This is a genomic window from Streptomyces sp. NPDC030838 (assembly GCF_055572035.1).
On sequence record NZ_JBVIED010000009.1, the window covers coordinates 146,772 to 168,236 of the forward strand.

The 21,465-nt window shown below is 70.2% G+C and carries 16 protein-coding genes and 3 pseudogenes; 7 read left to right on the plus strand and 12 right to left on the minus strand.

The genetic code is table 11. The annotated features are described in order from the left end of the window. Nucleotides 1-40: 40 nt before the first annotated feature. The 3 genes from ACZ42A_RS23355 to ACZ42A_RS23365 all read right to left on the minus strand — a co-directional run bounded on the left by ACZ42A_RS23355 (nucleotide 41) and on the right by ACZ42A_RS23365 (nucleotide 2,607). Nucleotides 41-601 (minus strand): snapalysin family zinc-dependent metalloprotease, encoded by a 561-nt coding sequence (locus ACZ42A_RS23355; protein ID WP_468529193.1) that lies wholly within the window; start codon nucleotides 599-601, stop codon nucleotides 41-43. Between the two features lie 119 nt (nucleotides 602-720). After that, nucleotides 721-1,737: an MASE1 domain-containing protein gene (locus tag ACZ42A_RS23360; protein WP_468529194.1), complete on the minus strand. Its 1,017-nt coding sequence runs from the start codon at nucleotides 1,735-1,737 to the stop codon at nucleotides 721-723. 39 nt (nucleotides 1,738-1,776) lie between these two features. Further along, nucleotides 1,777-2,607, minus strand: coding sequence for a PP2C family protein-serine/threonine phosphatase (locus ACZ42A_RS23365; RefSeq protein WP_468529195.1), 831 nt, complete (start codon nucleotides 2,605-2,607; stop codon nucleotides 1,777-1,779). Between the two features lie 421 nt (nucleotides 2,608-3,028). Between ACZ42A_RS23365 and ACZ42A_RS23370 the strand changes: the two are divergent. Then, nucleotides 3,029-3,583, plus strand: a pseudogene (locus ACZ42A_RS23370) (DUF1152 domain-containing protein); the annotation flags it as partial. 146 nt (nucleotides 3,584-3,729) lie between these two features. After that, entirely contained in the window at nucleotides 3,730-5,208 is a 1,479-nt protein-coding gene (locus ACZ42A_RS23375; protein WP_468529196.1) for a glutamate-cysteine ligase family protein, read from the plus strand. Between the two features lie 17 nt (nucleotides 5,209-5,225). On the opposite strand, the gene ACZ42A_RS23380 is transcribed toward ACZ42A_RS23375, so the two are convergent. The 6 genes from ACZ42A_RS23380 to ACZ42A_RS23405 form a co-directional block, all read right to left on the minus strand. After that, complete coding sequence (locus ACZ42A_RS23380; protein ID WP_468529197.1) at nucleotides 5,226-8,327, minus strand: lantibiotic dehydratase; 3,102 nt, start codon at nucleotides 8,325-8,327, stop codon at nucleotides 5,226-5,228. Next, nucleotides 8,324-9,637 (minus strand): lanthionine synthetase C family protein, encoded by a 1,314-nt coding sequence (locus tag ACZ42A_RS23385; protein ID WP_468529198.1) that lies wholly within the window; start codon nucleotides 9,635-9,637, stop codon nucleotides 8,324-8,326. The genes ACZ42A_RS23380 and ACZ42A_RS23385 overlap by 4 nt, the downstream gene beginning before the upstream one ends. Beyond that, on the minus strand, nucleotides 9,637-10,008 hold the full coding sequence (locus ACZ42A_RS23390; protein WP_468529199.1) for a hypothetical protein: 372 nt from the start codon (nucleotides 10,006-10,008) through the stop codon (nucleotides 9,637-9,639). The genes ACZ42A_RS23385 and ACZ42A_RS23390 overlap by 1 nt, the downstream gene beginning before the upstream one ends. Nucleotides 10,009-10,160: 152 nt before the next feature. Beyond that, the gene (locus tag ACZ42A_RS23395) at nucleotides 10,161-11,045 is read right to left on the minus strand and encodes a universal stress protein (protein ID WP_468529200.1); all 885 of its coding nucleotides are present in this window, start codon (nucleotides 11,043-11,045) and stop codon (nucleotides 10,161-10,163) included. A 181-nt stretch (nucleotides 11,046-11,226) separates the two neighbouring features. Next, nucleotides 11,227-12,963 carry a S8 family serine peptidase gene (locus ACZ42A_RS23400; protein ID WP_468529201.1) on the minus strand — a complete coding sequence of 579 codons (1,737 nt, stop codon included), beginning with the start codon at nucleotides 12,961-12,963 and terminating at the stop codon, nucleotides 11,227-11,229. 127 nt (nucleotides 12,964-13,090) lie between these two features. After that, nucleotides 13,091-13,582 carry a hypothetical protein gene (locus ACZ42A_RS23405; protein ID WP_468529202.1) on the minus strand — a complete coding sequence of 164 codons (492 nt, stop codon included), beginning with the start codon at nucleotides 13,580-13,582 and terminating at the stop codon, nucleotides 13,091-13,093. Between the two features lie 471 nt (nucleotides 13,583-14,053). Here ACZ42A_RS23405 and ACZ42A_RS23410 point away from each other — a divergent pair, with 471 nt between their 5' ends. Together ACZ42A_RS23410 and ACZ42A_RS23415 are read left to right on the plus strand one after the other, a co-directional pair. Continuing rightward, a complete protein-coding gene (locus ACZ42A_RS23410) occupies nucleotides 14,054-15,247 on the plus strand; it encodes a serine hydrolase domain-containing protein (RefSeq protein ID WP_468529203.1) in 1,194 nt (397 codons plus the stop codon). A gap of 73 nt (nucleotides 15,248-15,320) precedes the next feature. Beyond that, complete coding sequence (locus ACZ42A_RS23415; RefSeq protein WP_468529204.1) at nucleotides 15,321-15,539, plus strand: transposase; 219 nt, start codon at nucleotides 15,321-15,323, stop codon at nucleotides 15,537-15,539. Nucleotides 15,540-15,552: 13 nt separating this feature from the next. On the opposite strand, the gene ACZ42A_RS23420 is transcribed toward ACZ42A_RS23415, so the two are convergent. After that, a complete protein-coding gene (locus tag ACZ42A_RS23420; protein WP_468529205.1) occupies nucleotides 15,553-16,776 on the minus strand; it encodes a hypothetical protein in 1,224 nt (407 codons plus the stop codon). 264 nt (nucleotides 16,777-17,040) lie between these two features. Here ACZ42A_RS23420 and ACZ42A_RS23425 point away from each other — a divergent pair. Next, nucleotides 17,041-17,886: pseudogene (locus ACZ42A_RS23425) on the plus strand (IS5 family transposase). Between the two features lie 12 nt (nucleotides 17,887-17,898). On the opposite strand, the gene ACZ42A_RS23430 reads toward ACZ42A_RS23425, so the two are convergent. Further along, nucleotides 17,899-18,291, minus strand: coding sequence for a hypothetical protein (locus ACZ42A_RS23430; RefSeq protein WP_468529206.1), 393 nt, complete (start codon nucleotides 18,289-18,291; stop codon nucleotides 17,899-17,901). 62 nt (nucleotides 18,292-18,353) lie between these two features. Between ACZ42A_RS23430 and ACZ42A_RS23435 the strand changes: the two are divergent. Together ACZ42A_RS23435 and ACZ42A_RS23440 are read left to right on the plus strand one after the other, a co-directional pair. Then, nucleotides 18,354-19,169, plus strand: a pseudogene (locus ACZ42A_RS23435) (IS5 family transposase). Between the two features lie 550 nt (nucleotides 19,170-19,719). After that, nucleotides 19,720-20,946, plus strand: a complete 1,227-nt coding sequence (locus ACZ42A_RS23440) for an MFS transporter (protein WP_468529207.1) — start codon at nucleotides 19,720-19,722, stop codon at nucleotides 20,944-20,946. Between the two features lie 115 nt (nucleotides 20,947-21,061). Here ACZ42A_RS23440 and ACZ42A_RS23445 read toward each other — a convergent pair whose 3' ends face one another. Further along, nucleotides 21,062-21,451, minus strand: coding sequence for a hypothetical protein (locus tag ACZ42A_RS23445; RefSeq protein WP_468529208.1), 390 nt, complete (start codon nucleotides 21,449-21,451; stop codon nucleotides 21,062-21,064). Nucleotides 21,452-21,465 lie beyond the last annotated feature (14 nt).

A 21,465-nucleotide genomic window follows, 5' to 3' on the forward strand; every position in this document is an offset into this window, starting at 1 on the left:
GCGCGTGGGAACGGACGGCCCGCCCCCACGCCCCGGTGGGTCAGCCCACCGGCACCTTGGCGCGCGGGACGCCTGCCGGCTGCGCGAGCGCGAGACCGAAGTTGTCCTCGACCTCCGCCTTCTCGCCCGCGTCGGGGTACGGGTTCGTGCACGACACGCCGGCGCTGGAACCCGACATCAGGCTGGTGCAGGGGCCGGGCTTGCGGTCGGGCAGGCCGAGGATGTGGCCGAGTTCGTGTGCCGAGATCCGGACCGTGTCGTAGCCCTGGGTGACGGCCTGTCGGCCGATGTAGACGGTTCCGTTGCCGAGCGAGGTCGTCAGGGCCCTGGGCCAGCCGTTGTCGGCGAGGATCCGGATGTTGGCGCGCTGCCCGGCTGCGGCGGGGCGCAGCTCCACGCTGTCCACGCTCTCGTTCCATATGGCCGCGCCTCGATCGACGGCGGCCCTGAACTCCGCCGACGCACTGGCGTCGTACGTGACGACGCGGGCCGCGAGGGCCTGCGCACCGGCGTCCGTCGGCGCGGCGTGGGCCTGGCCTATGGTGACCAGACCCGCTGCGAGGGTGGCTGCGAGGATGGGGGCGAACGTGCGTGCGTGCAAGGTCGGCCTCCTGTGGGGGAAGGTGGGCGTGCTCATGCCACGTTCTGCTGGGCTCCCTGCCCATGCTCGGCGAACGCCAATCCCTCAATCGGTCCCAGCTCCGCGGTCCGCCCCGGTCGTCACGGACCGTCGCGGTCGCGCGGTGCGCCGTCGCCGTCCGTCGGCTCGCGCCGGGGCGGGGCCTCCCCCGCGGTGAGGTGTTCGAGGACCTCGACCAGCTCCTGGCAGGCCAGCTCCACCGAGCGCCGGGTGTTGTGCTGCTCGGTGATCACGGCCGACAGCAGCAGGGCGGTCAGCGCCATGGACCCGTTGAAGACCTGGAGTTTGATCATCACCTCGATGCGCGTCAGCTCCGCGAACGGGCCGCTGCCGTCGGTGGCCGCGACGGTGGCCAGGACGGAGGCGGACAGAGCGCACAGCACGCTGCCCGCCAGCTGGAAGCGCAGGGCGGCCCAGATCAGCAGGGGGTAGATGAGGTAGAGCAGGCTCAGCCGGCTGTGCGTGGCGAGCGGGACGATGACGCAGGCCGCGGCGACCAGGAGCAGGGCCTCCTTCCAGCGCGCCGGGTCGGGCGGCGGGTGCGCCCCGCTCAGCAGGAGCAGGGCCGGGGTGACGAGCAGTACCCCCATCGCGTCGCCCACCCACCACGCCAGCCAGACCGGCCAGAAGCCGTCCAGGTCGAGTTTGCCCGTGAGGACCAGGAGGCCGACGCCCACCGTGGAACTGATCAGCATCGCGGCCAGCGCCCCCAGGAAGACCAGGGCGACGCCGTCCCGTAACCGGCTCAGACCGGTCCGGAAGCCCACCTTGCGCAGCATGAGGTAGGCGCAGACGGGGGCGGCGGTGTTCCCGGCGACGTTGCCGAACAGGGAAGGCCTCACCGACGAGGTGAGGGACAGAACGACGAAGAACGCGCCGAGTGCGATACCCGGCCAGCAGCGCAGGCCGAAGATGAACAGGGCGGCCACCGCGACGCCGGTGGGCGGCCAGATGGGCGTGAACACCGCGTCCCCGACCGTGAGCTGGCGCAGCAGACCGAGCCGTCCCGCCGCGTAGTAGCAGGCGGCGACGGCCAGCGTCTGGAGGCCGTAGACGACAGCTCGGCGCCGATCCGGGGTACGCACCACAGCTGCCATCACACACCGCTACCGACCGTTCGGCCAGGCGGCAGCGTGCTAGGGGTGAGGGGCGTGCTTGTCGCGGCCGACCACGAGGACGGCGGCGTCGTCCGCGTGCCCCACCCGCTCGGCGCCCTTGATCACCGCGGTGGCCAGTGAGGTCGCCTCCAGGCCGGCGACGGCGGCGACGCCCGCGAGCCGCACCACTTGGTCGAGGCCCTCGTCCAGACTCAGCGCCGGTCCCTCCACCACCCCGTCGGTGACCAGGACGAAGACGTCACCCGCCGACAGGCGGTGCTCGGTCACCGGATACTCCATTTCGGGAAGCACACCGAGGGGCGGTCCACCCGCGTCGTCGGCGAGGCCGGACCGGCCGTCCGCCGTGGCCCAGACGGACGGTATGTGTCCGGCCCGCGCACTCTCCAGCACTCCGGTCGACGGGTCGAGACGGACGAACGTGCACGTGGCGAAGAGATCGGTACCGAGCGCGAGCAGCAGGTCGTTGGTCCGGGCGAGGAGTTCCCCCGGCTCGCTCGTGACGGAGGCGAGGGCGCGCAGGCCGACCCGTACCTGCCCCATGAAGGCGGCCGCCTCGATGTTGTGCCCCTGTACGTCGCCGATGGACAGCCCGATGCAGCCGTCGGGCATCGTGAACGCGTCGTACCAGTCTCCCCCCACGCTGAGACCGTGGTGCGCGGGCTGGTACTCGACGGCCAGGTGGAACCGGCGGACCGTCGGCAGGCTGGCGGGGAGCATGCCCTGCTGGAGGGCGACGGCCAGCTCCACCCGCGACCGCTGGAGCTCCGCGCGCTCCCGGGCCTGCGCCGTCAGCGCTCCGAGCCTGGCGAGCAGCTCGTCACCGTCGTCGGTCGGGTGCCTGCGGGACATCGATCACTCCGGCCAGGTCAGTGGCCCTCTTCCTGCGAAGAAGATTGCTATGAAATGTCGTACCAAATTCTGGGATTCTACCTGGGGAGGGCTGCCCTGGCGCGTTGAGCGCGGCGTGCTGGCGACCGCCTTCCGGTTGCGTCGCCGCGGTGGAAATCCGGAGACGGCCGGCGGCCGTCGCCTGCACAATGCCGATCATGACGTCCCTCCATGTCGGCGCGCAGCGGGCGCACCCCGGTTTGCGAGCGGACCGACCAGCACCTCGATGCCGTGCAGGTCGATCAGTGCTCGGTAGGCGAGTGATGACGGCCAGGTCCGGCGCGGCCCAGTCGTCGGAGGGAGAGACCGGCGAGTGCGCTGAAGGAGAGGTTCGCGAGATGCACCTCCTTGCTCTGGTGGATCAGAGAGAGGGCCACCGGAAGACGGCGGCACGGACATCCTGCTGCGCGGTGACGAAGCCGGTCTCGGCACCCCGGAGGAGGACCTGACCAGCGTGGCCGTGCTGGCCGGACTGCCGCACCGGCTCGTCGTGTCGGTCGGCTTCGGCGTGGACGCCCACCATGGCGTGAACCACGTGCAGGTCCTGGAGAACATCGCCGCGCTGGAGCGCGACGGCGCCTACCTCGGTGTGTTCTCGATACCTCGCGCCACCCGGGAAGGCGCGCTGTATCTCGACGCGGTGGCGCACGCCCAGCACCACACCCCGGAGCATCCGAGCATCGTCAACGGCTCCATCGCGGCGGCCGTGCGCGGCTCGTTCGGCGACGTCCGGTTCACTGACCGCACTCGAGGCAGCGAGTTGTTCGTGAACCCGCTGATGTCCCTGTACTTCGCTTTCGATCTCCCGGGCCTGGCAGCCCGATGCCTCTACCTGGACCTGATCGAGGAGACCCACCTGATACGCCAAGTCCACTCCCGCATCGCCGAGTTCCGCGAGGCCACCGTGACCCGCCCGCCCCGCCGCTTCCCGCACTGACCGCGACCGGCCGAGCACCGGTCCGGCAGGCTCGTCGTGATCAAGGACCAGTACTGCGGCACCGCCATTCGCCTCGGTGGTTCGGCCGCCGGGGGAGTGGGACGCTGAAGGTAGGGATCCGTGCCGAGGAGACTCGGGAGGGCCGTATGGGACGCGACGTCCCGGCGATCACGTTCACTCGTGAGGACCGTCGCCAGTTCCGGCACAAGATGCATGTGTGCCTCGACGTGCTCGCGCGGATGCTGCGGGAGTCGCGGTTCGACTTCGAGCGGCCGCAGGTCGGTCTGGAGATCGAACTGAACCTCGTGGACACCGCCGGCGAGCCCGCCATGCGCAGCTCGGACGTCCTGGAGGCGATCGCCGATCCCGCCTGGTCGAGCGAGCTGGGCCGGTTCAATCTGGAGATCAACATCGCGCCGCGGCGGCTGACCGCGGGCGGCCCCGACTCCTGGGAGCAGGAGATCCGGGACGCGCTCAACCACGCCGAGGAGAAGGCCGCGGCGATCGGCGCGCATCTCGTCATGGTCGGCATCCTGCCGACCCTCCAGCTGAAGGACGTCGGTCTGGCCTCGCTGTCCGAGAATCCGCGGTATCACCTGCTGAACGAGCAGATCTTCTCCGCCCGGGGCGAGGATCTGCTGATCTCGGTGGACGGGATCGAGCGGCTGGAGACCTACGCGGACACGATCACGCCGGAGGCGGCCTGCACCAGTACCCAGTTCCACCTCCAGGTGTCGCCGGACGAGTTCGCTCCCTACTGGAACGCGGCACAGGCCATCGCGGGGGTGCAGGTGGCCCTGGCCGCGAACTCTCCGTTCCTGTTCGGCAAGGAACTGTGGCGCGAGACGCGCCTTCCGCTGTTCGAGCAGGCCACCGACACCCGCCCGGACGAGATCAAGGTGCAGGGAGTGCGGCCTCGGGTGTGGTTCGGCGAGCGGTGGATCACCACCGTCTTCGACCTCTTCGAGGAGAACGTACGGTACTTCCCGGCACTGCTTCCGCTGTGCGACGACGAGAACCCGCAGGAGACGCTCGACCGCGGCGACATCCCCGGACTGGCCGAGCTGACGCTCCACAACGGGACGATCTACCGCTGGAACCGCCCTGTCTACGCCGTCGTCGACGGCGTGCCCCACCTGCGCGTGGAGAACCGGGTGCTGCCCGCCGGCCCCACGGTGGCGGACGTGCTCTCGAACGGCGCCTTCTACTACGGCCTCACCCGTGCCCTGGTCGACGAGGACCGGCCCATCTGGTCCCGCATGTCCTTCTCGGTCGCGGAGGACAACCTGCACACCGCGGCACGGCACGGCATCGATGCCCAGCTCTACTGGCCGGGCATGGGGGAGGTCCCGGTGACGGAGCTGGTGCTGCGTCGCCTGCTGCCGCTGGCACATCGGGGACTCGAGCAGGCCGGCATGGACGCGGCATGGCGAGAGCCGCTGCTGGGCATCATCGAGCAGCGATGCGTCAGCGGCCGCAACGGCGCGTTGTGGCAGTCGGAGATGTTCCACCACATCCACGACATGGCCCACGTGGGCCGGCACGAGGCGCTGCGGCGGATGACCCAGCAGTACATCGACTACATGCACCTGAACGCTCCGGCGCACACCTGGCCAGTCGACTGAGCCACGGCGATCGGGGTTCAGGCTCCTGACGCCAGGCTGTGGCGGGTGCGGTAGAGCAGTTCCAACGCCGTGTCCTCGGCAGCACGGTCCGTGCCCAGGAGGCGGTTGCAGTGCAGGTGTACGTAGCTGTGGCACAGCTCGGGCAGCGTCTTGCCGAGTTGTCGGCGGCGATTCAGATCGGCGAGCCGGGCGGCGACGTCTGCCAGGTGAGGACGACGCCGGGTGAGGACGTCGCCGATGAGACGAGGCGGTGGTCTGCGCAGCAGGTCACAGAATTCCGCCTTGCGGGTGCGGTACTCCGCGCCCGCGAGCCGCTGCTGGGAAGCCTGCCGGTGGTAGAAGCGGAGCCTCTCGGCTTCACTCAGACCGAGCCCGGTCAACAGGTCGTCAAGGGAGAGCAGAGCCAGGCCGGTCCTGTCGAGCTGAGACTTACCGGTGTGGTCGAGGGAGAGCAGGTCGACAACGGCGGAGCTGTCGGCGGAGTACAGCTGTTCGGCGACGTCCATCCCGATGAGCCCGCCGTAGCGTTCGATCTCACGATCGTAGACGTCGAAGGTGAACCGGGAGATGTGGCCGTCGGCGAGGAGGGTGCCGGCCCAGTCGCTGAGTGCGGGGATGAGCACGGAGGGGTTGCCGCGCAGGCGTAGCCGCAGGTGGGGTTCGGGGTCCGCGTAGCGCAGGAAGACGCGTCGGTCGGCATGGTGGTCCAGCGAGCGCATGAGCTCGCGGACGCCGCCGACGAGCAGGGATTCCTCCTCCTGCCGGTCGCCGTAGAGCTTGACGAAGGTCCAGTCGCTGCCCGGGGGGCGCAGCCGGTCCGCCCTCGCCACCCGGGCGCCGGCTCTGCCGGGTGGAACGGAGCGCGGAACGGGGGAGTTGCGGGCCATGGACACTACGAGTTCGACGGTGTGGCGGCCGTTCGGCCCGCTGACCCAGGCGTCGTCGAGGCCGGGAACGGCCTCCTGGAGGACCACGCTGCCGCCGGGCGGCAGACGGTTCAGGGCTCGCCTTATCTCGTTGGTGTGGGAATGCGCGGTGGTGTCGATGAGGAGCCGGTGGTCCGCGGCCGTGTCGCTGCTCGTGAGGTACGTGTAGCGGGGCAGCCGCCACCGGCGGCGCCAGGCGTCGAACCCGGCCGGGAACCGGTCCGGCCGCCCGGCCATCTCGTGCGCCGTGGCCTGGTCGATGCGCCACTGGGCCAGGCTCAGGATGACCGGGCCGGAGGTGACGCGGGGCAGGTAGGGGAAGTCGCGGGCCGGGCCCCAGTCGAAGCCGACGATCTGGGCGGTGCCGTCGCGGCTCACCTCGGCGAGGAAACGGCAGACGGCGGGCGCCCGGCTGTGGTTGAGCATGTGCCCTGAGCAGACGCTGACCTCGCGGAGTTCCCCCGTGCCGTCGTCCCAGATCAGTGCGAACCTGCCGTTCGTGACGCGGACCGCGAGCCGGTCGAGAGGGATGTAGCGGGCAGGTCCGTCCTCCGCGCTGGTGCGAATGCCGACCTCATGGTCGCGGATCGCGGGCCGGACGACGACGTTCGCCGAGCGGGTCTTCTCGGGGAGGTACACCAGTTCGGCCAGCACGCGGCCGGCTTCAACGGCTTGTTCGGCGTCGGCGATGTCGCCGAGGGCGGGAACGGCATCGGTGAGCATGCCCGCGAAGCGGCCGAGGTTGCGTCCGGCTGCTCCGGCACCGACGTTGGGGCCCACGACCAGGTGGAAGTCGCCGGCGTCGATGGCGGCGGGTGACGGGGCAGAGACCATGGCGTAGAGGTCGAGCGACGCGGGGAGCCGCTCGGGGGCCGCGTCCCAGAGTGCGAGTCGGTCGATGGTGTCCTGGTCGAGGTCGATGCTGGTGAGGTGGTCGTGAAGGGCACCGGTGGCGAGGCGGAGCAGGGTGTCGGACCGGGCGGCCTTGGCGGGAATGACCGGAGGGAGGAGGGACGGTGAGCCGAGGCCTGTGACGGGATCGAGGAGTTCGAGGACGGACACGTCGCGGTCGGTGCCGTAGCGGACCTCGAACGCGCGCCGATACGCGCTGATCTGCGGGAGGCCGAAGGGGAACGGGGTGAGCCGCAGCAGCAGTTCGGCCGCGCGGACCGCTTCGTCGGCCACTGTTCGGGACACCTCGCAGGACGCCATGGGCAGAACCGTGTCGACCTGGAGCGGTGTGGCCGTTTCGAAGCCCGTGACGCGGCGTGCGTGGTCGGCGAGCGCCGGGAACGCGGCGGCGCCGGTGCCGGCCGGCTGCCTCTCCCAGTCCTGGATCGCGGCCAGCAGTTCGCCGAGGTCCGCAGCGGCGGTGACGGCCGCCGGTATCCGGCTGAGGTGGTCGAGGACATGTCCCGCGGGGTCGACGTGGGTCAGCGGTGGGCGGAGGTCCGTCAGGAGGAACGCGTGCCGCCACAGCCGGTACAGCAGGTCGTGGACCTTGTCGGGAGTGGCTCCGGGGACGGCTTCGAGGAGGTCGGCGGCGAGGTCGGCGTAGGCGATGGGTGCGTGGGCGAGGGCGAGGGCGCGAGTGACGGCGCCGGTGGCGCGGAGGGTGACGTTCTCGCCGCCGTTCGCCCCGAGGACCGCTTCGACACCGCTCAACGTGATCCGGCCGGCGCGGTGCAGCACGGCCGGATTGGCGATGACCGTGGTCGCCTCCCGGATCTCGGTCCGCGATTCGAGGGCGGTGACGAAGTGCACGAGGGCGTGCATGTCGACACGGGCGTGGACGTCGGGAGGCTGGTCGGCGAGGCGGACGTCGGTGACCGGGCCCCACCGTCCCAGGGCGACGCCGGCGTTCAGCCCGAAGGGAGTGGGCCGGGTGCTGAGGCGAATGAGGTAGCGCAGGATGCTCGACTCGAGGCGCCGCCGGTCGCGTTCGGTGCGTGCGGGCTTCAGCAATGAGGTGGCGAGGGGCAGAGAGGACACGACGACGGCACGCCGCGCGTGCTCGTTGTCCCGGACGCGAGCGGTCGCGGGCGCGCGCCTGAGGTCCTCGGCCGCGGGGTAGTCCGTGACGGGGAGGATCGGGGCGCGGATCACGAAGTGGTCGAGACAGCGGTAGAGCCCCGAGGCCCGGAGGGCGGCTCGCCGCCGAGTGCCGGGACCAAGGGAGGCGTCGGCGCTCATGACAGCAGGAAGAACCGGTCCCAGGCGGGTGGTTCCGGGGTGACGGCGGCGAGAAGGGTGAGGGCGACCCCTGCGGCGCCTTCGAGGAGGCCGGACCGGTCCTCGCGGGCGCCGTCGGGCTCGACACTGCGATAGCCGAAAGGCGCCTGCGGCTGGTACTCGCCCAGCAGCTGGTCGACCAGGCGACGCGCGCCGTCGCTGATCTCCTCGTCTCCGGTGTCGACGGCGAATCGCAGGGTGACCTGCAGAAGCCCGGCGATGCCGTGGCAGAACCCGGGCGAGTCGACGCGCCGCTGGGCGACGGGTCGCCGCAGTACGGCCCGCATGGCCGCGACGGCCGTACGGGTCAGGTCACGGTCGCCGAGGGCGGTGCCGGCGAGCCAGAGGGCGCGCGCGACACCGGGGCTGCCGTAGCACCAGGCGTCGCGGGCCGCCGACGGGGCGGCGGAGTCCTCACCGATCGGGACGACCGCCGGATATGCCGCTCCCCGGGCGTCGTCGACCTGCTGTGAGGCGAGCCAGGACGCCGTGCGGCGGATCGCCTCGGTGTGCCCCGCGCCGATCGGGCCGTCGGCGTGGGCAAGGGCGAGCATGGCGAGGGGGCCGGTGATGCCGTGCGCGAGACCGCAGTTGGCGACCGCGCTCCGGTACCGATCGCGCATGCTCTCGTCCGTGATGAGGGCATGGGGGGTGTGCCAGGCGGGGACCCCGTCGACGGCACGGCACAGGTCCACGAGCCAGGCGAGCACGGTGCTGAGAGCGAGGTCCCGGGCTGGGCCGGTCGGCCGGGAGTGGAGATACGCGGCCACGCCGGTCCACCCCGACACGAGGTCGAACGTGCCGACGGCGAGGCCTTCCCCGCTGACGGCGGGAAGTCGTCCGGGAATCCGGGTGTACAGGCTGTCGTCGATGCCGCCGAGCAGGGTGCGGTACCGCTGTCCGCCGTGAGCCAGGTACGAGGTGGTGAACGCCACTCCGGTGAGGCCGGCGAAGAGTCCCAGGGTGCCCACGGGGTGCGACGCGGTGCCGTCGACGGCGCGGCTGAGGTGACGGTGGGCCACGAGGTCCCAGCCCGCGCCGGGCAGGCACCGGTCGAGATGGCCGAAGGCGAGGGCGAGGCCACACGTACCTTGTGCGGTGCTGTGGGCCGTCCACCGAGGACGTCCCTGGAGCGGCGCCGTCCGGCTCGCTCCCTCGACTTTGCCGGGGTCACGCAGCCGCGAGAGCACGTCCACGCAGATGGCGCGCACCGAGGCGGCAGCCCGCGGATCGCCGATGACCGGCTGCCAGGCGGGTGCGGGCGGGGCCATCAGCCTTCCCGCGGGGCGTGCTCGACGACGCGGCGGATGACATGCTCACCGGCGACCCTGCGGGTGACCCCGTCGGCCCGGACCTGACTGACTTCCAGGACGTAGTGATCCTCGTAGAAACTGCGGTCGCACTCCGAGGTGCAGGACCCGCAGGTCTCACAGGTTTCGGTCTCGTTGGGCGTGTCGAGCGCGGGGCAACTGCCCGCACAGGTGCTGGCACAACTGTTCGTGCATTCATCGCCGCAAGTACTGGCGCAGCTGTGGGTGTCCTCGATGACGAACCTGTCGACTTCCCGCGTCGTCATCTTGACGCGGATGTCCAGGTCGAACTGGTCATCGCTGTACTCGACGTGCGCTTGCTCGTCTTCCATGGCTCAACCCTCGGAAATCGGTCACCGAGCAAAGCCCTGTTTCCACGATGGCACCTCGGGTGAAGGCCGCAACCCGGAGGGCCTCCTGCATCCCGCCCGAGCCGGTGGACAACGACTTGTACAAGCTGCGGCCTCTGCCAGTGAACCGCAGGTCACTGGTCGTGCGCGTGCGGGACAGCGATGACCGGGCAGTATGCGTGGTGCAATACGCCCTGGCTGACGGAGCCCAGCAGCATGCCGGTGAAGCCGCCGTGCCCGCGTGTGCCGACGACCAGCCCTAGGGCGTGTTCGGACATCTTGGTGAGTACCTGTACCGGGTGGCCTCGCACCACCTCGTGGTGCAGTTCCACCTCCGGGTAGGCGGCAGCACGCCCGGCAACCGCCTCCGACAGAAGCCTGCGGCACTCCTCGACGGCCGCGTCCTCGTCCAGGGCTCCGAGCCGCGGAGGCTGCCACACGTACAAGGCCCGTAGGGCGGCGCCGCGCAGGGCGGCCTCCTCGAACGCGAAGTCGACGGCGGCAGCGGACTGAGGGCTGCCGTCGGCCCCCAGCACGAAGTACGGCTTCTCCTGAGTGACGTGTTCCGACTCCCGTACGACCACGACCGGGCAGGGCGCGTGGGCGATGAGCGGCAGGGCGACCGAGGCGGAGGTGAAAAGCTCCTGGACAGCACTCAGATGCCAGGAACCGATCACGACCTCCGTGGCGTTCTGTGCCTGCTCGCGCAGTACCCACGCCGGATGGCCCTCCGCCAGCAGCCCGGATACCAGCACCTGCGGATGCCGCGACTCCACGAAGGCCACCGCGTCTTCCAGCAAGCGATTCCCCGTCACATGCAGTGCCTCGTTCCACTGCTCCCAGGACGGCCGACCGCCCGTCGGCCGGTACCCGGGGGTCGGCACGTTCTGCGCGAGCACCAGCAGCAGTGGCAGGTGGCGTCGGGCTGCCTCGTCGGCGGCCCAGGCGAGCGCCGTGCGTTTCCCCGGCTCGGGGTCGACGCCGGCCACGATTGGTCTACGTCCTTCTGCCTGCGTCATCGCCGACTCCCAGTGGTCTCTTGGGCCGGCATGTCGGCCGCGGCGCCGACCCCGGCCCTGGTGCCGGCCACGACGGCCGACTCGTGACGGGATGTGGCTCCCATACGAGGCTACGCCGCCGAACGGCACCCCTCCTCTCGTCTCGGGGTGCCGTTCGGAGGACCTCTTGCTGCGAAGGGCCTCAACCGGTGAGAGTCGAGGTGAAGGGGGTCATGGCCGGAGCGAGTTGCACTCCCGGGGCCAGGCAGAGGGCGGTGAGGGCGTCGGGCAGGCCGCGCCCGACGCGGGCGGCCTCCATGCTGCCCGGTGCGGCCAGTGGGCGGCAGCTGGCGGCGATGATCTCGAACAGGTGTCGTACCCGGCCGGGTCCGCGGGGCAGCAGCTGGCCGTGGAAGTCCTCGTGGTGGGCGAGGACGAGGGCGGCGAGCCCGGCGACGTGGGCCGAGGCCGTACCGGTCCCGTCGAGGGCCGTGTATCCGCCGTGCGAAGAGCATGACAGCACCGCCACGCCGGGGGCGGCGGCGTCGACCCCTGGGCCATAGCAGCTGAACGGCGCGGCGAACAGCCCTTCCGGTGTCAGCTGCGGACCGACATGGGTGGCTTGGGAGGTGTCGGGCGGGAAGGATCCGAAGACTCCGAGGGCACCCACGGTGAACACGGTCGGCAGCGAGCCGGGGAAGCAGACCGGTCCGCCGGTGTCGCCCGCCGGGGCGACGCAGGCGATACCCGCCATGTTGGCGTCGGCCAGTTTGCGCGAGACCAGCGCCGACGGATACGGCGTCGCCACGGCGATGTGCGCGACATCGACCTCTTGCTCGATGCAATGGTCCAGGGCTGCGATCAGATCGCTGAAGCAGCCGCCGGGCAGTACCTGACAGACCTCGATCTCGGCGTCGACCGCAGTGCCGATGACCCCCTTGCCGGTGTCCGCCCCGGCAATGACGCCCGCCGCATGGGTACCCGTGCCGACCGGGTCAGAGGCCCAGCCTTCCTTCGTACCGCAGACGAGGTCGATCCCGGAGCGCACTCGCTGCTTCAGGTCGGGGTGCTCGGCGGCGACGCCCGAGCCGATGACCGCGATCTTGATCCCGAAGGCGCGGAACGTGGGAGGCAGCCGGTCCAGACGCATGGCCTGCTGGCCCCAGCCGTACCCCTGTCTCTCTTCCAGGCCCGGGTACACCTTGGCCAAGGGCGTCAGGGTGACCAGGTTCTCCTCGCTCATCGACAGGTCCGGACGGTTGATCCAGCGGTCGGTGTAATCGCCTGTGGGCCGGACGTACAGGGACTGAATGGAGCTCACGGTTTCCGTGGGCAGCGTGACGGTGACGGTCCCGTCGCCCGCGGTGACGCCGTGGCCCGGCCATGACGATCCGATCAGGAACACGCCGGCGCCGGCCAGCGGTTCTCCCTCTGGGCCGCAGACGCGCAGCGAGATCTCCACAGGTCGCTCCAGTGGCATGATCAGCCCGGGATCGCGCAGCGGCAGGACTCCCGCGGTCGGAGCGGCGGCGGGTCCGGTGCCGGACAGCGGCAGGTCCGGTTCGATGTGTACGTGTAGCGTCCGCATCGCCGGTAGCTGGGCCTCGGGCGCCTCGACCACCGCGATCTCCGGGCAGGAGGCGGCCAGCCCGGCCGACCGCAGTTTCTCCGACGGACGGAGCCTGCGCGTAAGGGTGACCTCGGGCATGCGCTCCAGTTGGTCACACACCGCGTCCATGCTCAGTTCGGGCACTCCTGGGGGGAGCAGATGCCGTGGCAGCGGTGTCACCAGGTACCGCTCCCGGCGCGGCTGCACCGCGACCGGCGACGGCGCAGTCTTCTTGCGCGGTGCCTCTTCGCCGCCCTCGGGTGCCGATCCGTCGGTGCCTGCACCCTTGGACCCGCTCTCGCTGTTGTTTCGGGGCCTGTCCTTGACCATTACGTCCACTTTCACCACGCCTACGTCGTCCTTGTGCTCCTGATCCGAGGGCCGGCTCGCGCTTCCACGGTGATGCGGTGTGCCCGGGAACCGCTCCCGGGCACACCGCATCGCGCGCCGCCGGATGTCAGCCCATACCGAAGGGCTGACCACCCATCTGGCCGAACCCGAAGCCGGGCTGCTGGTACTGCGGGAACGACTGCGGGCTGTACCCGCCACCCCACGGCTGCTGGCCCTGCATGCCCTGCTGCCCCTGGATGCCCTGCTGGCCCTGCATGCCCTGCTGGCTCTGCTGGAGCAGCGTCACGATCGTGTTGGGCAGCGCCTGCTGCACGGACTGCTCCACGGCGTGGCGAACGGCCCCGGCCAGCGCGCGGTGCAGCGCGAGAGCCATGTACGGGTGCGCCTGCTGAGCCAGTTCAGGCCGGTGCTGCAGCTGCTGCTGGATCTGCTGGATCTGCTGGAACGTCTGCTGCACCTGCTGCGCGACCTGCTGGGCCGTCTGCTGACACGCCTGCTGGATGGACTGCTGGACCATCTGGGCGATCTGCTGCGGGCCGCCCAGCTGCTGACCGCCGGCCTGCTGGCCGTACTGCTGGAGGGGTTGAGTACCGCTCATCACCGACATGAATGCTCCGTTCGATGCCATGGGAAGGCCAACACAAGGGCTGTGTTGGCGTAGGGGGTGCGTGTCGGATAAATCCGACACTTGACGCTAAGTTGAGGTCCTCACGTCTGCAATCGGAACGAGCCGTTCCTAGGGGGACCCTCGATCACACGGGGGCGAGTTCCGCCACACACCAACGGCCTGGCCCCACTGCGGGGCCATGTCAAACCCCCGCCCGGCAGCTGCCGACAACGCCGCCACGACCTCACCTGTCCCGGCCGCGGCAAGCCTCGCACCGACGCGTCCCGGCGCCCTGTACCGCGTCCCGCAGACGAGTGGTGCGTTGACCGAAGCGGTGACCGCGAGAGCTTCCTGGAGCGTCGGCGAGGTCATCCGTGTGCGGGACGGGTCAGGGTGTGATCGGGGATCACTCCGGGGCGAACCCCGATGCTCGGGGATGTGCCCGCTGACAGCCTGAAAGGCATGACTTCAACGCGCATGTCACGAAGGACCTTTGTGGGCGTCGCCTTGTCGGGGACGGCCGCGCTGGCCGCAACCGCGGTGCTGCCCGCGCACCGCGCCACCGCCTTACCCGCGCCGCTCCCGCCGCTGGACCCCGCCGCTCTGCAGGCGGCGATCGACGACCTGAAGCACCCTCCGTCGACCGCCGCCCAACTGCGAGTCGGCGGCACGGCCGGCCACTGGCGCGGCACCTCGGGTGTGGCCGACATCCGGACGCAGCGGCCGGTGACGGCGCATGACAAGGTCCGGATCGGCAGCATCACCAAGGTCTTCGTCGCCACGGTGGTGCTGCAGCTGGTGGCGGAGGACAGGGTCGGCCTGGACGCGTCGGTGCGGCGCGTCCTGCCGGAGCTGCTGCCGGCCCGGTTCGCGGATGTCACCGTGGCGCACCTGCTGAACCACACCAGCGGACTGCCCGACCACGTCGGCATCCCCGACCCGAAAACCGCCGAGGACGTCTTCCGCCACCGCTTCGACCACTGGACGCCGCAGGAGTGGGTGGCGACGGCGACGCACGGACCGCTGAAGTTCGCCCCGGGCACCCGGCAGGAGTACCGCGGCATCAACTACGCGCTGGCCGCACTGATCGTCGAGAAGGTGACCGGCCGCCCGTACGGGGAGGCCGTCGCGGCCCGCATCCTGCGCCCGCTGGGCCTGACGCGCACCGTCGTGCCGGGCGACGACCCGCACATCCACGGCCGGCACGTGCACGGCTACCTGAAGATGGCCGACGGCAGCCTGCGGGACATCACCACGTACGACCAGTCCTCCAGCCGGGGCGAGGGCGACATGATCTCCACCACGGGAGACATCGACCGGATGCTCGCCGCGCTGTTCTCCGGCGAGTTGCTCCCGCCCGAGCTGCTTCAGCTGATGTTCACCCTGCCGCCGAACGACGTGCGGATGCTGGACGGCTCTCCGGCCCGCTACAGCGCCGGACTGCAGCAGGCCACCGTCAACGGCGTCACCTTCTGGGGCAAGACCGGCGAGACGTACGGCTACAAGAACGCCGCGTTCTCCACTCGTGACCAGCAACGTCGCTTTGTGCTCGCGTACCACCCGACGACCGCCCGCGACGGCGAGGAGAGCCAGATGATCGCCCGGGTCGCCGACCTGCTCACTCGCACCCCGAGCCCCGAAGGCTCCGCGGCCTAGGGGGTGTCTTTCCGATCATCGGATCGTTGGTCCGGTGGTGAGGGATGGGGAGATTTCTGACGCTGCGTGGGCGGTGATCGCGCCGTTGCTGCCGCCCGTGGGCCGGGCTCGTGGCCGCTGGCGGGATCAATGCGGGTTCGACAAGGCCGCCTACCGGCGCCGCAACGTCGTCGAACGCTGCTTCCACCGCCTCAAGCAATGGCGCGGCATCGCCACCCGCCACGACAAACGCCCCGACCGCTACCTCGCCGCGATCACCCTCGCCAGCACCCTCATTTGGCTTGACAAATGATCGGCGAGACCTCCTAGGACACGGCCTGGCTCCGGGCGCCACCGGGCCGGGCCTCGGGCCCGGCCCCGGCCGCAGGCTTCGGGATGTGCTGCGTGTAGGTGAAGAGGTCGTGCTCGCCGTTGCCCGGGCTGCGGAAGTTGAAGGCGACATGGTCGTCGGGGCCGGGGTCGGGCTTGGCGACCGAGAGGTACATCTTCGTCCAGACGTCGGGGAACAGCTGGCGCTGGATCAGGTCGTCGTCGAGATCCCCGATGACCTTCCCGAGCAGCGCCACGCAGGCGTAGAACAGCTTCCGGATGGCCTGGGAGCGGGCCTCGTCGGGGTCCTTCGGCAGCTCCTTCTCGAGTTTCTCCAGCATCTTCTGGCCCCACTCCTCCAGGAACTTGCCGATCTTGGAGCGGACCGCGTTCTTCCCGAAGTCCTCCTCCCACGCCTCGATGGTGACGATCACGTCCGTCGGCTCGTCGCCGTGCCAGATGACCCGGTCGGCGCCCTTGAGGGTGTGCCTCTCACCGGAGTCCACGTCCTCGTAGGTGCTGGTGATGTTGTAGCCGGTCTTCTTGCCGCCGGTGGCGCTGTAGATCCAGTACACCTCGTCGGACGCGGACGCCTCGTCGGACTCCTCACGGCAGAAGAAGCCGTCCGCCAGGATCCAGTACCCGCTGAACGCCTTCCTGGCCTCCTTGACCCACTTCTCCCAGTCCACGGAGCCGGCGGGGTGGAGCGTCAGCGGCCCGCCGGAGCGGGAGGCGCCGGCGGTCACCAGGCCGCCCAGCAGCGGCGCCGTACCATCGGCGCTGCCGTCGGCGGCGGCTTCCGACCGGTCGAGGACCGTGTTCAGGTGGTCGAACAGGTCGCCGTAGGACAGGCCCCGGCCGGCGCCGAGACCGCTGACGGCGGCCGGGAAGTAGAGCGCCAGGCGGTCCGGCGCCGCCGCCCCGTAGGCGGCGGCCTGCGCCGCGAGCGCGGCTGAGTCGGCACCGATGGCGCCGGCCGAGGCTAGAAGGTCGCGCTCCAGGTCCGTCAGCTCGGCGCCGGCGGCCTGGCGACCGACTGCGTTGTAGAGGACCGGGGCCAGGACGTTGACGTCGCGCCGGGCGGCCATCCGCTCGGCCAGGCGCACCTGGCGCAGCTCCTCGATGTCCGCGACCGACTCCTCGGTCCGGGCGGCGAACAAGGTCTGGGGATCGCGGTCGAGCAGGGCGGCGATCCGGGGGCGCTTCGTGGTGGCGGTCATCGCGCGTGTCCTTCCGGGGGACGGGGAAGAGCGCACACCGCCGGCAGGCCGGGGCGGGCCCGTACCGGGGAGCGCGCCCGGGGCCGCCAGTGGACCAGCAGCGGGAGGAACGCCGTCCGGAACACCGGGTGTGTTGGGCACCGTCATCCGTACGACCCACAGGGGAAACGATTGATCGCCGCTCGGACGGGTCAGGCGCCGGCATGATCGGCAAGATGCCCCCTAGGGCGTTTCCTAACGGATCATCTGATCGTTGGTTGATGTGTGCCGTTGACTGACGCCCAGTGGGCACGCATCGAGCCGTTGCTGCCGGACCGGACGCCGAAGCGGGGCGGGCGGTGGCGGGATCACCGACAGGTGATCGACGCGATTGCCTTCAAGTACCGCACCGGGACGCCGTGGATGGACCTGCCCGAGCACTTTGGGTCTTGGAAGGGCGCCCACAATCGCCTGCGGAAGTGGGCCGCCGACGGCACCTGGGAGAAAGTCTTCACCGCCCTGCTCGCCCAGGCTGACGCCGAAGGCGACTTGGACTGGGTCGTCGCGGTCGACTCCACCATCGTCCGGGCTCATCAGCACGCCGCCGGGGCCCGTCAAAAGGGGCACCGGCCGGCGAGCCGGACGGCCATGCCCCCGGCCGGTCCCGCGGCGGACTGACCACCAAGATCCACCTCGCCGCGGACAGCCGCTGCTGCCCACTCGCGTTCGTCATCACGCCTGGCCAGGCCGGTGACGCACCCGCGTTCCCCGAGGTCATGGCCCGCCTGCGGGTGCCGCGGCCCATCGGCCGGCCCAGGACCACACCGGACGTGATCCTGGCCGACAAGGCCTACTCGTCCCGCGCGATCCGGACCCATCTCCGCCGACGCGGTATCCGGGCGGTGATTTCACAGCCCGCCGACCAGGCCGCCAACCGCAAACGCCTCGGCAGCCACGGCGGCAGACCACCGGCCTTCGACCGCGACGCCTACAAACAACGCAACACAGTCGAGCGCTGCATCAAACAAGCTCAAGCAGTGGCGCGGCCTGGCCACCCGATACGACAAGACCGCCACCATCTACCTCGCCGGACTCCACGTCGCAGGGATCTTCATCTGGTCAGATAGGTGACACGCAGGCGGTCTAGCCTGCCCGGTCGAGCGTGACTTCGATGTCGATCGGCGCGGACCGCCACATCACGCTGAGGAGCGGGTCCTGATCGATGAAACGGCGTGTCTCCGCGAGCGCTTCTGCTCTGGTCCCGCCGACGGCAGCGTGATCGAAGCCGCTGTCTCCGCCACCGCTGATGTGTAGGTCTGCCCAGGCGGGGTCCTCGGCGAAGCACGCCTGGAACTCCACCTTCCAGTACTGGGGCTGCCAGTACGGATCATTCCGGTCGCCGTCCTCGTTGACGGCCAGCAGTCGCCCAAGTGACACCGCAGGCCGATTCCCGGTCCAGTCCCAGACGCCCCACTCAACGATGACGCCGTCCCCGTCGTCCTCAGGACCCGCGATCCCCTCGACCGGTACCTGCACGAACTCCTCAAAGGCAGCCCACGCCGCCTCCATGGTGCAGGCGCCAGCGGCGACACCATGCCATGGGGAAGCGTCAGTCGCGGCCGTGGATCGTGTCGGACGAACTGTGGCCGCTCATCGAGCCGTTGCTGCCCGAGCCACCGCCGAAACAGGTGGAAGGCGGCCTCGAGTCCCCGACCGGCAGGCCCTGTGCGGCATCCTGTTCGTCCTGCACACCGGCATCCAGTGGGAGTACCTGCCCCAGGAGCTGGGCTTCGGTTCGGGCATGACCTGCTGGCGCCGCCTGGCGGCCTGGAACGAGGCCGGCGTGTGGGACCAGCTTCACCAGCTGCTGCTGAACAAGCTGCGGTCGAAGAACCAGCTGGACTGGTCCCGGGCGGTGATCGACTCCTCCCACGTCCGGGCCGCACGCAGGGGCCCAAAAGCGGCCCAAGCCCGGTCGACCGCGCGCGCCCGGGCAGCAAGCACCACATCATCACCGACGGCCAGGGCATCCCACTCGCGGTGTCACTGACCGGCGGAAACCGCAATGACGTCACACAACTCCTGCCCCTGCTGGACAAGACCCCAGCAGTCGCGGGAGTCGTCGGCCGGCCACGCCGGCGGCCCGACATGCTCTTCGCGGACCGTGGCTACGACCACGACAAGTACCGCCGGATCCTGCGGCAGCGCGGGATCCGGCCCGCGATCGCCGAACGGGGTCAGCAGCACGGCACCGGCCTGGGCACCTTCCGCTGGGTCGTGGAACGGACGATCTCCTGGCTGCACGGCTTCCGCCGCCTGCGGATCCGCTGGGAACGACGCGACGACATCCACGAAGCCTTCCTCGGCCTCGCGTCTGCCTGATCACCCACCGACACGTCCAGAGGCTTTGTTAGAGCCAGTAATGCGGGCCTGGCGTTGGCGTCTGTGGCGCCATGTCGACGAGTGCAGGATGTGGCCGATCGGGGTGGGTCGACGGTCGGTTGGTCGGGTGATCAAGCGTCTGATCTCGGCGAGGCTGAGGTTGGTGAGCTGGGAGGATCCGTTTCCGCTTGCTCCGCATTCCGTCGGGGGGCCGCAGAACGAGAAGGCAGGGGCATGGGCGAATCAGCCGCATAGCCGCAGCCGAGAAAGGCGATATCGGTCCGCCTGTCTTTGCTCGTGGTTTCCGCCTGGTGTGTCGTCCACCGTACGCAGAGATGGTCCGTTGAGAGGCGTGCAGGCACCCAAAAAACAGGGTTCCGCAGGCCGATCTCAACCTTCGAAAGATTTCGACTGACTCTGCACTCCGGCCCAAAACCAGCATCCGGCCGCAGTTTACGGGCCGGTTACAGCAATTCCCTTGCGTGGGAAAGCGGGAGGCGTATTCAATGACGTCGCCCGGCCCGGCGCCCGCTACCTCGGCCGTCCGGTCACCGGCTCCACCGGAACGGGAAGGACAGGACAGTGCCGGAGGCTGGAAGCAAACCCCCGATACGCACCTCGGCCGCGGTGGTCGTCGTGGGGGCCCTGGCACTGGCGCTGTTCTCGCTCAGTACTGTCGAGACGCTGCCCGTCGGTCTGCTCCCGTTGATCGCGGAGGATCTGGGGGTCTCCGAGACCGAGGCCGGCCGGCTGGTGACCGGGTACGGCATCGTGGTGGCGGTCGCCTCGGTTCCCCTGACCCATCTGGTCCGCAGGGTGCCACGACGGGCTCTGCTCGCCTGGCTGCTGATCCTGTTCGTGGTGGCGAACCTCGTCTCCGCCGCCACCCCCGGCTACTGGGTCCTGTTCGCGGCCCGGATCACCGTCGCGCTCACCCACTCGGTGTTCTGGTCGATTGTCGCGGCGACCGCCGCCGGTCTCTTTTCTCCCGAGGTACGCGGACGGGTGATCGCCGGGCTGTTCTCCGGTCTCTCGCTGGCCGGTGTGGTGGGTGTCCCGGCCGGCACCTGGCTGGGCCAGCAGACCGGCTGGCGAGTGCCCTTCCTGGTGATGAGCGGCTTCGGCTTCCTCGCCCTGCTCGCGGTCGTCACGCTGCTGCCGTCCATGGCCGGGGAGGAGGGCCACGCCACGACCGGCGCCGAACCCAGCCGCCGCCGGTTCCTGGTGCTGATGGCGGCGACCGCCCTGGTGATCTGCGGTGTCTTCGCCGGGTACACCTACATCACCGTCTTCCTCACAGAGGTGACCGGTTTCTCCCAGGCGGCCGTGGCCCCGCTGCTGCTGGCCTCGGGCATCGCGGGCATCGCGGGTACCGTCCTGGCCGGCGCCGTGGTGGACCACCGGCCCCGCGGCACGCTGGTGCTGGCCGTGGCCCTGCTGACGGCGACGATGTTCGGCCTGTACGTGTTCGGCGGCACGGCTTTCGTGGCCGTCTGCCTGATCGCCCTGCTGGGATTCGCCATGTCATCGATGACCACGGCGTTGCAGAACAGGATCCTCCATGTGGCGCCCGGCAGCACCGAGTTGGCCTCGGCCACCGGCTCCGCGGTCTTCAACGTCGGTATCGCGGGTGGCTCCTTCCTCGGCGGTTTCCTGCTGACCACCGGCCCCGGCGTACGGGGCACGGTGCTCGTCGGCGGCCTGCTCGGAGCCTGTGCCGTGGCGGTCCTGCTCGCCGAGCCCCGGGTCGCCCGGCACGAGACACGCCGCGCCGCCACCCAGGAACCGGCACGGGAGGCCGCGGTCTAGATGATCAATTCCAAGGGATGCCTGCGGGTGGTGTGGGGTGGGCGGCGGCCGAAGCCACCGCAAGACAGTCAGGCGGTGGGCTGCCGACCCTGGTTGTCGAGGTGACAGCGGGCGGTCAGGCCTCAGGGTCGACTTCGGGGTGCGTGAACCGCACGGGCCTGCCCAGCGACCGGGCGTAGGCGATTTCGGCTCGCGTGCTGTCTCCGATGTAGTCGCCGACTACGAGCACCTCATCAGCGAGCCGGATCTTCGCCCGGTGCAGATCGTCGAGTCGAACCTTCAGCGCCTCGGCCTCGACAGGATCGGACCAAAGTTCGTGCGGCGACTTCATGTCGCAACCCGGTTTGACGACAATCTTCCCGGCCTTGGTCTCCCGCAGATCGGCCTCGGTCATCTCGGTCATGAAACGGGTGGAGCCGCAGATCACGACGATACGCGGGAGGCTCAGCTGCTTCTTCGCGTCGGCGAGTCTCTCCTCGGGGGTGAGCGCTTGCGGGTATGACACTGGTTCCTCCTGGT

What these genes read in the sequence shown, in the direction of transcription:
- ACZ42A_RS23390 (WP_468529199.1), bottom strand. Translation starts at nt 10,008, where the DNA reads ATGGAAGACGAGCAAGCGCACGTCGAGTACAGCGATGACCAGTTCGAC.
- ACZ42A_RS23360 (WP_468529194.1), bottom strand. Translation starts at nt 1,737, where the DNA reads ATGGCAGCTGTGGTGCGTACCCCGGATCGGCGCCGAGCTGTCGTCTAC.
- ACZ42A_RS23375 (WP_468529196.1), top strand. Translation starts at nt 3,730, where the DNA reads ATGGGACGCGACGTCCCGGCGATCACGTTCACTCGTGAGGACCGTCGC.
- ACZ42A_RS23395 (WP_468529200.1), bottom strand. Translation starts at nt 11,045, where the DNA reads ATGACGCAGGCAGAAGGACGTAGACCAATCGTGGCCGGCGTCGACCCC.
- ACZ42A_RS23385 (WP_468529198.1), bottom strand. Translation starts at nt 9,637, where the DNA reads ATGGCCCCGCCCGCACCCGCCTGGCAGCCGGTCATCGGCGATCCGCGG.
- ACZ42A_RS23380 (WP_468529197.1), bottom strand. Translation starts at nt 8,327, where the DNA reads ATGAGCGCCGACGCCTCCCTTGGTCCCGGCACTCGGCGGCGAGCCGCC.
- ACZ42A_RS23365 (WP_468529195.1), bottom strand. Translation starts at nt 2,607, where the DNA reads ATGTCCCGCAGGCACCCGACCGACGACGGTGACGAGCTGCTCGCCAGG.
- ACZ42A_RS23410 (WP_468529203.1), top strand. Translation starts at nt 14,054, where the DNA reads ATGACTTCAACGCGCATGTCACGAAGGACCTTTGTGGGCGTCGCCTTG.
- ACZ42A_RS23405 (WP_468529202.1), bottom strand. Translation starts at nt 13,582, where the DNA reads ATGAGCGGTACTCAACCCCTCCAGCAGTACGGCCAGCAGGCCGGCGGT.
- ACZ42A_RS23420 (WP_468529205.1), bottom strand. Translation starts at nt 16,776, where the DNA reads ATGACCGCCACCACGAAGCGCCCCCGGATCGCCGCCCTGCTCGACCGC.
- ACZ42A_RS23400 (WP_468529201.1), bottom strand. Translation starts at nt 12,963, where the DNA reads ATGGTCAAGGACAGGCCCCGAAACAACAGCGAGAGCGGGTCCAAGGGT.